Raw genomic sequence first — 13,390 nt, 5'->3', positions numbered from 1 at the left:
ACCAGTCCTTCAGCCCATCAGTCCAGCAGGGCGACATAGAGCGGACTGCCCAGCAGCACCCTCATGTCCGGGCGGGGGTCGAGTTCCGGATAGGGGCTGGCGCCCTCCACCAGCCGCCGGGCCACGAACTCCACGGACTGCGCCGGCCCGCGCAGCACCCGTCCGGCGGAGTGCACCCACGCCAGCGCCGACGGGTCGGCGGGCGCCTCGATGCCGTCGGCGGCGAAGGTGTCGGCGAGCCCGATGAGCAGCGCGGGCGTCGAGGAGGGCGCGAAAACGGGATCCTGCGGGGCGCTCCCGCCGATGACATGCGCGCCGGCGCCGCCGAGCCCGACGATCGTCCGCGCGGTACGCCCCCCGAAGTACACGGAGGAGGCGCCGTTCCCGCCGCGCAGGGGCCCCCACTGCATGGGCAGCGAGCCGCCGAAGTAGGGGCCGGGACGATCCACCGACCCGGTCTGTCCCTGCTCGCGCAAGTGGGCGAGCACCCGCTCCAGCCTGGCCACCCGGTCGGGCACGGCGCCCTCGACACTGCGCCGGAAGCTCAGGAACTTCACACTCAGGCCCGCCTCGGTGGTCCGCCGACCGCCGAAGCCCGGGTCGATCTGCGCGAGCAGCATGTCGACCTTGGCGTCACTGATGTAGAGGTAGTAGCGCATGGACATCCCGCCAGGCTAGCGCCGCGACAGGGCAGTTGGGGCATCTGCACGGAGTTGAGCACCATCCGTCGCACTCCCAGACGTCAGCGATCGCGTACGAACGGCTGCACGCCGGACGTATCGACGGCCGGGTGGTGATCCTGCCGCACGGCTGACATCACTCCCCCCGCTGCCGCCTCTCCCGCACCCGCGCGAGCGGATCCGGCCGTCGGGATCCGCGATTGCAGGATGACCCAATGCGCTGGACCGAGGACGATGTCGTCGAAGACGCGTTCCCCCTCCTGGAGCGGGCCAGGCTCGAAGGGCTGAGGCTTCGGGGGGTGGCCCGGGAGCCGGGGGTCCATCTCCCTTCGGTCAGCCGGTACCTGAAGTCCAGGCGCAGCCTGAGCGAGACGATGGCGGACACCGGGGTGGGCTCGGTCCGCACCGACGGCCTGCCCGCCGCCCCCGTCGAGCGGGTCCGGGTCGTCGTCGACCGGTACCGCGCGGCGCTGCTCGCCCACCGGGACGGCGGCCGGCTGGTCGCGGGGACGTTCGCCGGGACCGGCCGGACCCTGCGGGTCGCGGAGGTGATGGTGGCCGGGCTGCTGGAGACGGGCCACTCGGAGGAGGACGCGGCCCGGCTGTGCGGGGCGCTCGCCCACTTCACCCTCGGCCTCACCCAGGAGCAGCGGACCAGCCCGCCGGACGCGGGGGCCCAGGCCGGCTATCTCTGTGCCGAGGAGGGTTTCCCGGCACCGGCGAAGGTCGCGGCCCGGCCGATGACCCGGGACTCCTTCGACGCCCGTTTCGGCCACCGCCCGGCCCGGCTCCTGGGCCTCGGCTGAGACCTGCCCGCGAGGTCACCCCGTGTCGCCGCCCGTGTCCCCGCCGGGGGTTTCCCGGCCAACGCGCCTGCCAGTGAGCCCTCCTCACTCCTAAGCATCCGTTCGTCCAACTCGCCCCCCATGCGCCACAGTTGTCCCGCACAAGGTCAACGGCACGGCAATTCCGGTACCAAGGCTCGTCCCGGTCCGCGATGCCGGCCGATGACAATGTGTACTGTGCTGCGAGCATCACGTGACAGGGGTTGTGGATCATCCCAACCCCCGGCCCGCTCCTGCCCGTTGTTCGCGCCGACCTCCCTGGAACGCCCTCGATGATCGAACTACCGGAGCTTGCCGTCGGCTCTCTCGCCGCCGGCACCCTGTCCGCCCTGGCCCTCGGCGGCGGCCTGCTGCGGTCCCGGAAGAGACAGGCCCGCCAGCGGGCGGAGATCGCCGCCCTGCACGGCCGGCTCGACGACACCATGGCCTCCTTCATCGCCGAACTGGAGCAACTGGCGGACCACCGGATGCCGTCCGCCGCCCGCCAGCTCACCCACCCCCATCTCGCCGTGCCGGGCCCGCGCCGGCCGCAGACCGCCGGCACCCCTCTCGGTATCGCCCTGGAGGACGTCCTCAACGGGCTGCGGGTCGAGTTGCAGGCCCAGCGCACCCGGATCGACGCCGCCGCGCAGGCCGGGATGCGCGGCGCCACCCGGGAGATCCAGGCCGCGCTCTACCGCCTCCAGGACGCGCTGCGCGGACTCCAGCAGCGCTACGACGACCCCGAACTGACCCAGACCCTGTTCGCGCTCGACCATGAGAACGAGCAGTCGCTGCGCCGGGCGCAGGTGGCCGCGGTGGTGTGCGGGGCGTGGGTGGGGCTGGCACGCGAGGAATCGCATGTGGTGGACGCGGTCACCGGCGGTCAGTCCCGGCTCGCGGGCTACCACCGGGTAAGGGTGCACAACCATCTGGAGGCGGGCACGGCCCTGGTGTCGCACGCCGTGGAGCCGGTCGCCATCATCGTCGCGGAGCTGCTCGACAACGCGCTGCGGCACTCGGCTCCCGACACCGAGGTGACGGTCAATCTGGAGCATGTCCACCACGGGGCCTGTGTCACCGTGGACGACGCCGGGCTCGGCATGACCCAGGACGAGCGCGTCCGCGCCCAGCGGCTGGTGGCCGGATCCGACCCGATCCTGCTGACCGACCTCGGTGATCCGCCGCGTATGGGGCTCGCCGCGATCGGGCAGCTGACCCGCCAGTTCGACCTGGGCGTCGATCTGTCGTCCCCCTCCCCGTACGGCGGGGTGCGGGCGGTGCTGCGGGTGGACAGTCATCTGCTGACCCGGATCGACCCGGAGGTGAGGCCCCCGGCGGCCAGCGCCCCGCGCTCCACCCGCGTCGGCGGCGACCGGCCGCAGGCCGAGACCCGTGACCCGGACGCCGAACCGCTCGCCGAACCGCTCGCCGGGCCCGCGGAGCCGGCCGCCCCGCACGGCTACGCCGGTGACCCGGACCTGGACGCCCCCGCACCCCTGAGCGGGCCCGAGCCGGAGGGACTGCCCCGGCGCAGGCGCCGTACCCGGGCCGAGGTGCCCGCCCAGGGGTCACCGGTACGGGAGCCGGTCGCGCCGATACGTCCGGCGCCCCGCCCGGAGGACGCGGCCGCCGCACTCGGCGCGCTCCAGTCCGGTACCGCGGCGGCGCGCTCCTCGGCCCACGGCGAACCGGCGGCCGTAGCGGACGAATCAGCCGGGCAGGACACCGAAATCACCGACCATGAAGAGGGAGCGGCCCGATGACCAGCCGCGACGCCGCAGACACCGCATGGGTGCTGGATCCGATCCTGGAAGTGCCGCATGTGGTGGCGGCAGTACTGCTCACCCGTGACGGGCTGGTGACGGGGTACACGGATGTGCTGTCCCGTCCGTCCGCCGACCGGGTGGCCGCCATCATCAGTACCGTTCAAGGGGCGTGCCGGACCGCCGCGGCGGCCTTCGCCGACCGGGACCGGGCGGAGGTGCGGCAGATCGTGATCGAGTCGGAGCACGGCTATGTGCTGATCGTGCCGACCGACCACGGCACGGTCGTCGCCGGGTACGGGGACGCCGAGGTACGGCTCGACCTGCTCGCGCACCGGGTCCACTCGCAGGTGGCCCGGCTCGGCGAGAAGGCCATGGCCGCGGCGCCCCGAGGGACCGACGGCGGCGCACCGGCATGACGGGCCGCCCCGGCGGCCGTCCCCTGGTTCCCGCGTATCTGTCGACCGGAGGGGTGGCGCGGCCCAGCCGCCCGCATCTGGAGCGGCTGTCCGTGATCACGGCCGGCTGCGCGGACGAACCCGACGATCTGCCCGCCGCCCAACTGGCCCTGCTGGACGCGCTGGACGAGGGATCGCTCACCGTGGTCGAGGCGGCGGCCCTGCTGCGGCTGCCCGTCTCCGCCGTGCGGGTGCTGGCCGCCTGTCTCGTCGACCGGGGCCTGGTCCTGGCCCGCGCGCCGATCCCGCCCGCCGAACGGTTCGCCCCCGACCTGCTGAAGAGAGTGGCCGATGGCCTCCGCGCCCTCAAGCACTAGCGACACCGCCCGTGAGGGCTCCATCCACCTCCCGGACACCGCCAAGGACCTGGTGAAGATCCTGGTCACCGGGCCGTTCGGGGTGGGCAAGACGACCCTGATCGACTCCGTCTCGGAGATCCGCCCGCTGCACACCGAGGAGCAGCTCACCGAGGCGTCCGCGCAGGTCGACGATCTCGACGGGGTGCGGGAGAAGTCGACGACGACCGTCGCCATCGACTTCGGGCGGATCAGCCTGGACGGCGGGATCGTGCTGTATCTGTTCGGCACCCCGGGTCAGGAGCGGTTCCGTTCGCTGTGGGACGACATCGCCTACGGGGCGCTGGGCGCGCTGGTCCTGGTCGACAGCCGCCGCATCGACGCCTCGTTCGATGTGCTCGGTCTGGTGGAGGAGAGCGGGCTGCCGTACGCGGTGGCCTTCAACGCCTTCCCGGACGCGCCCCGGCACTACACCGGCGAGCAGTTGCGCGAGGCGCTGGACCTGGAGATCGACACGCCGATGGTGACGTGCGACGCCCGGGACCGGAACTCCTCGATCGACGCGCTGCTCGCCCTGGTCCAGCACCTCATCGACAGCAATCCCGCGGAGCACCGGTGACCACCTATCCCCCCGCTCAGGACGCCTTCTCCCGGTCCGCTCCGGTCCGGCTGTGGGAGGACGGCTTCGCCGTCGATCCGTATCGCTACTACGCCGCGCTGGCCAAGCAGGGCCCGGTGGGCTGGGCGGAACTGGCGCCGGGCGTACCGGCGTACGTGGTGACGGACCGGCGGGCGGCGCTGGATCTGCTGCGGGACGCGGAGACGTTCTCGCACGATCCGCGGCCGTGGGAGGCGACGGTCGCCGACGACTCGCCGGTGCTGGGCATGATGCGCTGGCGGCCCAACACGCTGTTCGCGGACGGGGCCGAGCATGTCCGCTACCGCACGGTGCTGATCGATTCCCTCGATCTGGTCGAGCCGCACGATCTGCGCGACCGGGTGCACCGGGCGGTGCATGTGCTGGTGAGCCGGTTCGGGCCGCGCGGCGAGGCCGATCTGGTGGCGGACTTCGCCCGGCCGCTGATGGCGCTGGTCTTCAACAGCTTGTTCGGGCTGCCGGAGAGCCAGAGCGACCGGCTGCACGCGGCGCTCGGGAAGATGATGGAGGGCGGGGCGCAGGCGACCGAGGGCGAGCAGGAGTTCGGCGGATATGTGCTGGAGCTGATCGCCGGGAAGGTGCAGCGGCGCGGTGGGGACGTGCCGAGCGCGCTGCTCGACCATCCGGAGGGGCTCAGTCCTGAGGAGGTCACCCATCAGGTGTTCCTCATGCTGGGCGCCGGGCACGAGCCGACCACGAACCTGATCTCGAACGCCCTGTCGCGGATCCTCGGCAACCCGCTGTACTACTCCACCCTGACCAATGGCGCCCGGCCGGTGATGGAGGCGGTGGTGGAGGTGCTGCACCACGAGACGCCGATGGCCAACTACGGCATCCACTACGCCCGCAAGGCGCTGACCTTCCACGGGACCTGGATCCGGGCCGCCGTGCCCATCGTGATCTCCTACGGGGCGATGGGGCACTTCGCCGAGCAGGCGGACGTGAAGGACGGCCGGCCCCGGGACGCCTCGCATCTGTCCTGGTCGGCCGGGCCGCACGCCTGCCCGGTCAAGCAGCACGCGCTGCTGATCACCACCGAGGCCATCGAGCGGCTCACCCAGTGGCTGCCCGATCTGGAGCCGGTGCTGCCCCGCGAGCGGCTGACCTGGCGTCCGGGACCGTTCGTCCGCTCGCTCACCGCACTGCCCGTCCGGTTCAGCCCCCGCTCCCCCGACCAGCCCGGAGAGTGATCATGACCGTGACCGACCGTATCGTCCTCGACCCGTTCGGCGCCGACATACCCGCCGAGAGCGCCCGGTTGCGGGCCCTCGGCCCGATCGTGCCCGTGACCCTGCCCGGCGGCATCCCCGCGTGGGCGCCGACCGGCTACGCCACCCTCAAGGAACTGATCCTCGATCCGCGGGTCAGCCGGGACCCGCGCCTGCACTGGAAGCTGTGGCACGAGGTGGGCGACCACCCGTCGTGGGGCTGGGTGCTGGGCTGGGTCGGGGTGGTGAACATGCTCTCGACGTACGGCACCGACCACGCCCGGCTGCGGAAGCTGGTCTCGCCGAGCTTCACCCTGCGGCGCACGGAGACGATGCGTCCCCGGGTGGAGGCCATCACCGCCGAACTGCTGGACGCGATGGAGGCGGCCGGGGGTGAGAGCGCCGATGTGCGCGAGCAGCTCGCCTTTCCGCTGCCGATGCGGCTGATCTGCGAGCTGTTCGGGGTGCCGGACCACCTGCGCGAGGGGACCGGACGGATGGTGGCCGCCATCATGGACACCTCCGATCCGAGCGCCGAGCACGCGGCGTTCGTGCAGGAGCAGATCGGCATAGTGCTGCCCGCGCTGATCGGGTACCGCCGTGAGCATCCGGGCGACGATCTGACCAGCGAGCTGATCCGGGTCCGCGACGAGGACGGCGACCGGCTCAGCGACGAGGAGCTGCTGTACACGCTGCTGCTGGTGATAGGCGCCGGGTTCGAGACCACGGTGAATCTGATCGGCAACGCGGTGGTGGCGCTGCTGCGGGATCCGGGGCAGCTCGCGGCGGTGCGGTCGGGCGCGGTCGGCTGGGACGCGGTGATCGACGAGACGCTCCGGGTGCACCCGTCGATCGCCTCGCTGCCGTTGCGGTACGCGGTGACGGACCTGAAGGTCGGGGACGTGACGATCCCGGCGGGGGACGCGATCATCACGACGTACGCCGCCGCTGGGCTGGATCCGGCGCACTACGGGTCCGACGCCGGGGTGTTCGACGCGGCGCGCGGGGCGGAGGACCATCTGTCGTTCGGGATCGGGGTGCATCGCTGCATCGGCGCTCCGCTGGCCCGGCTGGAGGCGCTGACCGCGCTGCCGGCGCTGTTCGAGCGGTTCCCCGGCATGACGCTGGCCTTGGACGCGGGTGAGCTGCGGCAGATGCCGTCGTTCATAGCGTTCGGCTGGCAGGAGGTGCCGGTGCGGCTGCGCGGCTGAGGCCACTCCGCAGCCGCCCTTTTCGTATACGGGCCGTGGGAGCCCGACCGGACCCCCGTGCCGGTCGTCCTCCCACGGCCCGTTTGAACTTACGTCGGCGACCGGCCGATTGTGAACCGTGTCGATGCCCCATCCCTCGGCGGGAACACTCAACCGTGCACAGGTGAGTCCGGTTTGTTTCGCTTTGCAGCGGACCGGGTTGTCATCCGGGTTCAGCTCGCCCGGTCCAGATCAGGTGGGGTCAGTTCCCCGAGCGCCAGATGGGACAGCACGACCTCGTACAGATCGCTGCCCGTGGCCAGCAGCTGCCGTTCCAGTACGGGTTCGGCGCCCCGGACGCGTTCGCGTACGGTCTGCGCGTGCACGCCGAGGAGCTGGGCGGCCCGTTCGGCGTTGGCGCCGGCCGCGAGCCAGGCACGCAGGGTGCGGCGCAGATCGCGGCCGTCGGTGTCCAGGCGGGCGAGGAGGTCACGGGACCAGGTGCGCAGCGCGGGTCCGGCCAGCAGCTCGCCGAGTTCCGGGCGGCCGGGCCGGGTGTCGGTGCCGGGCTGCTCCGGCCGTCCTTCCTGGGTGTTCAGCGCGAGATGGACGGCGGCCCGTGCGGGCAGGTCGGAGAAGTCGGTGCCGAGCATGCTCTCGACCCGGTCCATGCGGGCGCGCACGGTGTTGCGGCTGACGCCGAGCACCTTCGCGGCGCTGACGGCGGTGAACTCCAGGCCCAGCCGGGTGGTGGCGAGGAGTTCGGCGCGGGTGTGGTGGGGCAGGGTGTCGAGCGGGCGCAGCAGCCGGGTGGACCAGGCGCGCAGGACGGCGGGGTCCATCAGCCGTTCGGGGTGGGTGCGCTCGGCGTACACGGCCGACTGTTCCGGGCGGAAGCGGGCGACGGCGAGCGCGCTCACGGCCTGGCCGTAGGCGGTGGCGGTGCGGGCGAGGTCCTGGCGGACGCTGCCGCCGAGGAAGGTGCCGGGGCGGGAGCCGACGAGGGCGCGCAGCTCCCGTACCTCGGCGTCGTCCGGGATCACGAAGATCACATGGGCGTCGACGGCGGGGCAGCGCACCACCAGGGCCCGTTCGCCGGTGGCGGCCAGGCACTCCTCGGCGAGCCGGTCGCGTTCCTCGGGGGTGGACTCGGCGACATACACGACGGCCGAGTCGGTGTCGAGGAGGCCGGGCCACAGTCCGGCGGCGACCCGGCGGGCGGCGACGATGTCCTGGACCATCAGCAGTTGCAGGATCGCCAGGCGCAGATCGGCGGCGGCCCGCCGCAGCCGGCGTCCGGCGACGGTGGACTCGCGGGCCCGCAGCAGGAGTTCGAACACGGACGCGGTGTGGGTGACGACCTCGGCGGTGTGCCGGTCGAAGGGTTCGGAGCGGGCCACGGCCAGCACCCCGGTGGTGGCGGGCGGGGGCAGTTCGACCCGGACCAGCCGCAGATGGCGGCCGGCGTCCTCCACGGAGGCGGAGGCGATCCGGCCGGTGGCGACGGCACGGAGGATGTCCGGTTCGACGGGGATCCTGCGGCCCGCGAGGAGCGCGCCCTGGGCGTCCTGGACGCACACCGTGGCGTCCACCGCGTCCGCGAGCCAGGCGGCGAGCCTGCCGGGGTCGCGGCCTGCGGGGCGGAGCTGGTCGAGCAGCTCCCCGGCCCAGGCGGCCGCGCGGTCCTGTCTGTCGCCGTCGGTGACGCTACCGTCCCCTTCCTGGCCGGCCATGTCTCCCACTCCTTGTTCCCTCGCGTCGGCCCGGTCCTGCCCAGGGACGTTACCTCACGGCACTGTGGGGCCCGGTGTGGCGACCATCACGGCGGGGGTGTGACCGGGGCGGGGCGGTCGGGGCGCGGTGGGCTCGGGCGGGTCCGGCGCGATGGCGGCGTCTGAAGGTGGCTCCGGGGCGGATGGACCGTACGCCGGTCCGGGGCGGAGGGGCGCTCCGGCCGTGCGGGTCCGGGTCGGGCAGGTACTGGCCGGACGGTTGCGCCGCTCGGTGCGGGTCGGGCCGCCCCGGCGGGACGGTTGCGCCGCCCCGTGCGCGTCCGGGAAGGGCGGACGCCCCGCCTGGTGCGAGCCGGGTCGGGTCCGACAGGGCGCCCGGTGGCGTCCGGGCCGGGAACGTACCGCCCGGCGGCGATCCGGGGCGCTCGGACACGGTGCCCGGCGCCGTCCGGCGTACCGTGTGCCCCTCCCGTGCCGCCCGCCTCTCCCGTACCGCTTAAGCTCGGCCAATGGCGAAGTACTACGACGTGCACCCCGACAATCCTCAGCCGCGGACCATCGCGCAGATCGCCGAGAGCATCCGCGCAGGCGCGCTGATCGCGTATCCGACGGACTCCTGCTACGCGCTCGGGTGCCGGATCGGCAGCCGTGACGGCATCGAGCGGATCCGGTCGATCCGGCGGCTGGACGACCGGCACCATTTCACGCTGGTGTGCCAGGACTTCGCGCAGCTCGGCCAGTTCGTGCGGGTGGACAACGATGTGTTCCGGGCGATCAAGGCGTCCACGCCGGGCAGTTACACCTTCATCCTCCCGGCGACGAAGGAGGTGCCGCGGATGCTCCAGCACCCGAAGAAGAAGACCGTCGGGGTGCGCATCCCGGACCATGTGGTCACCCAGGCCCTGCTGCACGAGCTGGGCGAACCGCTGCTGTCCAGCACCCTGCTGCTGCCGGACGAGGCGGAGCCGCTGACCCAGGGCTGGGAGATCAAGGACCGGCTGGACCATGTGCTGGACGGGGTGGTCGACTCCGGCGACTGCGGCACCGAGCCGACGACGGTGATCGATTTCTCGGACGGCGAGGCGACGATCGTACGGCGTGGGGCGGGCGACACCTCCCGGTTCGAGTGACGCCGAGCAGCTGATGCCGCTGCTGCGGGCGCTCAGCTGCTCGGCCGTACGTTCTTCACGCTCTTCTCTCATCACACCCACCGCATTGACATGCTCACGTCGCAGCGAGACGGTGAGAGCGCTCTCAAGTCCGGTACGGACCCAACCCCCACCCACCCGCACGGAGGTGGAGAGTGCTCACCGTCAACAGGCGCAGGCTCCTGGCCGTATCCGCGGCGACCGCGCTGCTCGCCGCGCTGGTCTCGCTCGGCGGACCGGCCGGTACGGCCGCCGCCGTCCCCGCCACGATCCCGCTGTCGCTCACCAACAACTCGGGCCGCGCCGACGCGGTCCACGTCTATGTCCTCGGCACCTCGCCGGACGGCCGGCAGGGCTGGGCGGACGCGTCCGGTACGTTCCACGCCTGGCCGGTGGGCGGGAATCCGCCCACCCCCGCGCCGGACGCGTCGATCCCCGGACCGGCCGCCGGACAGTCCAGGACGATCCGGATCCCCAAGCTCTCCGGCCGGATCTACTTCTCCTACGGCCAGAAGCTCGACTTCCGGCTCACCACCGGCGGCCTGGTGCAGCCCGCCGTGCAGAACCCCGCCGACCCCAACCGCAACATCCTCTTCAACTGGTCCGAGTACACCCTCAACGACGCCGGGATCTGGCTCAACAGCACCCAGGTCGACATGTTCTCGGCGCCGTACTCGGTCGGCGTGCAGCGCGCCGACGGCAGCGTCGGCAGCACGGGCACACTCAAGGCGGGCGGCTACAACGGGGTCTTCGCGGCCCTGCGGGCCCAGCCCGGCTGGTCGGGACTGGTCCAGACCCGGCCCGACGGCACCGTGCTGCGCGCGCTGGCCCCGCTGTACGGGGTGGAGACGGGCGCGCTGTCCCGGTCGGTGATGGACGACTACATCGACCGGGTCTGGCAGCGGTACGCCACGACGACCCTGACGGTCACCCCCTTCGGGAACCAGCCGGACATCAAGTACTTCGGGCGGGTCTCCGGCGACGTCATGAACTTCACGAACGGCTCGGGGGCGACGGTGACCAGCTTCCACAAGCCCGACGCCGACAGCGTCTTCGGCTGCCACCGGCTGCTCGACGCGCCCAACGACCTGGTCCGCGGCCCGATCTCCCGCACCCTGTGCGCGGGCTTCAACCGGTCGACGCTGCTGGTCAATCCGGACCAGCCGGACACCTCGGCGGCGAATTTCTACCAGGACGGGGTGACCAATCACTACGCCCGGGTCATCCATGAGCGGATGACGGACGGCAAGGCGTACGCGTTCGCCTTCGACGATGTCGGCAACCACGAGTCGCTGGTGCACGACGGCAACCCGCAGCAGGCCCGGCTGACCCTCGATCCGTTTAACTGACACCTGTCCCCATTACCCCCATCCTCCCCATGGATAATCCACACAACATCCACATCATTGGGGAGTATGCACATGGAAGGTACGGTCGACGGTTTCCGCTATGGCGCGGTGACTCCGATAGCCGCGTATCTCATGGCGTGTCTGGGCGGTGCGCTCGGTCTGCGCTGCACCGTCCGGTCGCTGCTGGACGAACGGAAGTGGCGGCCCGGCTGGCTGGCGCTGGGCGCCGCGTCGATCGGGTGCGGCATCTGGACGATGCACTTCATCGCCATGATGGGCTTCCATGTCCCGCAGTCCTGGATGCGCTACGACCTGGGGCTGACGCTGCTCAGCCTGGTGGTCGCGGTGGCCGTGGTCGGCATCGGCGTGTTCCTGGTCGGCGTGCGCGGGGCCGGGCGGGGCACGCTGCTGGTCGCGGGCGTGATCACCGGGCTCGGGGTCGCCGCCATGCACTACCTGGGCATGGCCGCCATGAGCCTCGACGGGGCGTTCCGCTACGACGCCCTGACGGTGGCGCTGTCCATCGTGATCGCGATCGTCGCGGCGACCGCCGCGCTGTGGGCGGCCGTCACCATCCGCGGCTTCCTGGCCAGCCTCGGCGCCAGCCTGGTGATGGGGGTGGCCGTCTCCGGCATGCACTACACGGGCATGGCCGCGGTGACCGTCGAACTGAGCGGCACGCTCTCCACGTCCTGGAGCGGCAGTTCGGCCTCGTCGCTGGCGCTGCCGATGCTGCTCGGGCCGGTCATCTTCCTGCTGCTGGCCGGTGTGGTCGTGATGTTCGATCCGCTGCTGGTGCTCGGGGACGGGGAGTGGAACCGCTCCGGCACGTCCCGCCGGGCGCTGCGGCCCGAGCCGGTCGCACTGGCCGAGGGCGGCGCGGAGTCGGCGAGACCCTTCGGCGAGCCGCCCGGCCCGCGCCAGTGGTGAGCGCGCCGGGAACACCGGAGGCGACCGGGCGGTTGACACGCAGTGGACATATGTCCACCGACGCCTGCTGGAGGAATCCGTGTCGTCCACCCCACGCCCCCTGCGCAAGCTGGGCTTTCTGACCATCGGGCTGTTCGACGGGGCGGATCCCCGCCGGGGGCACGAATCGACCCTGGAGATCATCGAGCTGGGCGAGCAGCTCGGCTTCGACAGTGCGTGGGTACGCCATCGCCATCTCCAGTACGGCATCTCCTCCCCCGTCGCCGTGCTGGCCGCCGCCTCGCAGCGCACCCGCCGGATCGGACTCGGCACCGCGGTGATCCCGCTGGGCTGGGAGAACCCGTTGCGGCTCGCCGAGGATCTGGCCACCGTCGACATCCTGTCCGGCGGCCGGCTCAACCCGGGGGTGAGCGTCGGTCCGCCGACCCACTTCGAGCACGTCAAGGGCGCCCTGTATCCGGACACCGCCGACGCCGAGGACTTCGGCTACGGGCGGGTGCGGCGCCTGCTGGACCTCGTACGGGGCGAGACCGCGAGCGACTTCGGCGGGACGGAGGGCTTCGAGGTCTACTCGGACCGGGTGCAGCCCCATTCCCCCGGCCTGGGCCACCGGCTCTGGTACGGCGGCGCCAGCCTGTCCTCCGCCCGCTGGGCCGGTGAGCACGGCATGAACTTCCTGACCAGCAGCGTGGTGAAGGCGGAGAGTCCACAAACGGCAGGGGACCCGGACGGGCCCGAGGAGGGGTCCTGGGACTTCGCCGCGATCCAGCTCTCGCTCATCCGGGCCTTCCGTGCCGCGCACCCCGACGGCGAGGCCGCCCGGGTCTCCCAGGGGCTGGTGGTCGTCCCCACGGACTCGGCGACGCCCGCGCAGCGTGCGAAGTACGAGGCGTACGCGGCTCAGCGCACCCCCCGTACCCGGGTCCCGCAGGGTCCGGCGCGGCTGCTGTTCGCGCCGGACATCGTCGGCACCTCGCAGGAGATCGCCGAACGGCTGCACGCCCACCCGGCGTTCCGCGAGGTCGACGAGGTGGCCTTCGCGCTGCCGTTCTCCTTCGAGCAGGAGGACTATGTGCAGATCCTCACCGACATGGCGACCGAGCTGGGCCCGGCGCTGGGCCGTCCCGCCGCCGGGTAGGGGACGCGGTGG

General features: G+C 72.3%; 13 protein-coding genes. 11 read left to right on the top strand and 2 right to left on the bottom strand.

The window, feature by feature from the left end; all coding sequences use genetic code 11:
* Positions 1-17: 17 nt before the first annotated feature.
* Positions 18-665, bottom strand: a complete 648-nt coding sequence (locus tag ACFRFC_RS00175) for a DUF7019 family protein (RefSeq protein ID WP_382679349.1) — start codon at positions 663-665, stop codon at positions 18-20.
* A gap of 230 nt (positions 666-895) precedes the next feature.
* Here ACFRFC_RS00175 and ACFRFC_RS00170 point away from each other — a divergent pair, with 230 nt between their 5' ends.
* From ACFRFC_RS00170 to ACFRFC_RS00140, 7 genes are all read left to right on the top strand, one after another.
* Positions 896-1,486: a TetR/AcrR family transcriptional regulator C-terminal domain-containing protein gene (locus tag ACFRFC_RS00170; protein WP_382679346.1), complete on the top strand. Its 591-nt coding sequence runs from the start codon at positions 896-898 to the stop codon at positions 1,484-1,486.
* A gap of 311 nt (positions 1,487-1,797) precedes the next feature.
* The gene (locus ACFRFC_RS00165; protein WP_382679343.1) at positions 1,798-3,270 is read left to right on the top strand and encodes an ATP-binding protein; all 1,473 of its coding nucleotides are present in this window, start codon (positions 1,798-1,800) and stop codon (positions 3,268-3,270) included.
* A complete protein-coding gene (locus ACFRFC_RS00160; protein ID WP_382679340.1) occupies positions 3,267-3,689 on the top strand; it encodes a roadblock/LC7 domain-containing protein in 423 nt (140 codons plus the stop codon). Before ACFRFC_RS00165 ends, ACFRFC_RS00160 begins: the two co-directional genes overlap by 4 nt.
* Positions 3,686-4,045: a DUF742 domain-containing protein gene (locus tag ACFRFC_RS00155; RefSeq protein ID WP_382679337.1), complete on the top strand. Its 360-nt coding sequence runs from the start codon at positions 3,686-3,688 to the stop codon at positions 4,043-4,045. Before ACFRFC_RS00160 ends, ACFRFC_RS00155 begins: the two co-directional genes overlap by 4 nt.
* Positions 4,020-4,643 (top strand): ATP/GTP-binding protein, encoded by a 624-nt coding sequence (locus ACFRFC_RS00150; RefSeq protein WP_382679334.1) that lies wholly within the window; start codon positions 4,020-4,022, stop codon positions 4,641-4,643. The genes ACFRFC_RS00155 and ACFRFC_RS00150 overlap by 26 nt, the downstream gene beginning before the upstream one ends.
* Complete coding sequence (locus ACFRFC_RS00145) at positions 4,640-5,872, top strand: cytochrome P450 (protein ID WP_382679331.1); 1,233 nt, start codon at positions 4,640-4,642, stop codon at positions 5,870-5,872. Before ACFRFC_RS00150 ends, ACFRFC_RS00145 begins: the two co-directional genes overlap by 4 nt.
* Positions 5,873-5,874: 2 nt before the next feature.
* Positions 5,875-7,101, top strand: coding sequence for a cytochrome P450 (locus tag ACFRFC_RS00140; protein ID WP_382679328.1), 1,227 nt, complete (start codon positions 5,875-5,877; stop codon positions 7,099-7,101).
* Between the two features lie 212 nt (positions 7,102-7,313).
* On the opposite strand, the gene ACFRFC_RS00135 is transcribed toward ACFRFC_RS00140, so the two are convergent.
* Positions 7,314-8,813: a helix-turn-helix domain-containing protein gene (locus ACFRFC_RS00135; RefSeq protein WP_382679325.1), complete on the bottom strand. Its 1,500-nt coding sequence runs from the start codon at positions 8,811-8,813 to the stop codon at positions 7,314-7,316.
* Positions 8,814-9,322: 509 nt separating this feature from the next.
* Between ACFRFC_RS00135 and ACFRFC_RS00130 the strand changes: the two genes are divergently transcribed.
* The 4 genes from ACFRFC_RS00130 (at position 9,323) to ACFRFC_RS00115 (ending at position 13,378) form a co-directional block, all read left to right on the top strand.
* Complete coding sequence (locus tag ACFRFC_RS00130; RefSeq protein ID WP_382679322.1) at positions 9,323-9,943, top strand: L-threonylcarbamoyladenylate synthase; 621 nt, start codon at positions 9,323-9,325, stop codon at positions 9,941-9,943.
* A gap of 173 nt (positions 9,944-10,116) precedes the next feature.
* Positions 10,117-11,310: a glycoside hydrolase family 64 protein gene (locus tag ACFRFC_RS00125; protein WP_382679319.1), complete on the top strand. Its 1,194-nt coding sequence runs from the start codon at positions 10,117-10,119 to the stop codon at positions 11,308-11,310.
* A 72-nt stretch (positions 11,311-11,382) separates the two neighbouring features.
* A complete protein-coding gene (locus ACFRFC_RS00120; protein WP_382679316.1) occupies positions 11,383-12,240 on the top strand; it encodes an MHYT domain-containing protein in 858 nt (285 codons plus the stop codon).
* A 79-nt stretch (positions 12,241-12,319) separates the two neighbouring features.
* Positions 12,320-13,378: an LLM class flavin-dependent oxidoreductase gene (locus ACFRFC_RS00115; protein WP_382679314.1), complete on the top strand. Its 1,059-nt coding sequence runs from the start codon at positions 12,320-12,322 to the stop codon at positions 13,376-13,378.
* Positions 13,379-13,390 lie beyond the last annotated feature (12 nt).

The organism is Streptomyces sp. NPDC056734 (genome assembly GCF_042790455.1).
In the GTDB taxonomy this organism is placed as follows: domain Bacteria; phylum Actinomycetota; class Actinomycetes; order Streptomycetales; family Streptomycetaceae; genus Streptomyces.
Note: the sequence above shows the minus strand (reverse complement) of the source record. Positions and strands in the feature narration are given on the sequence as shown.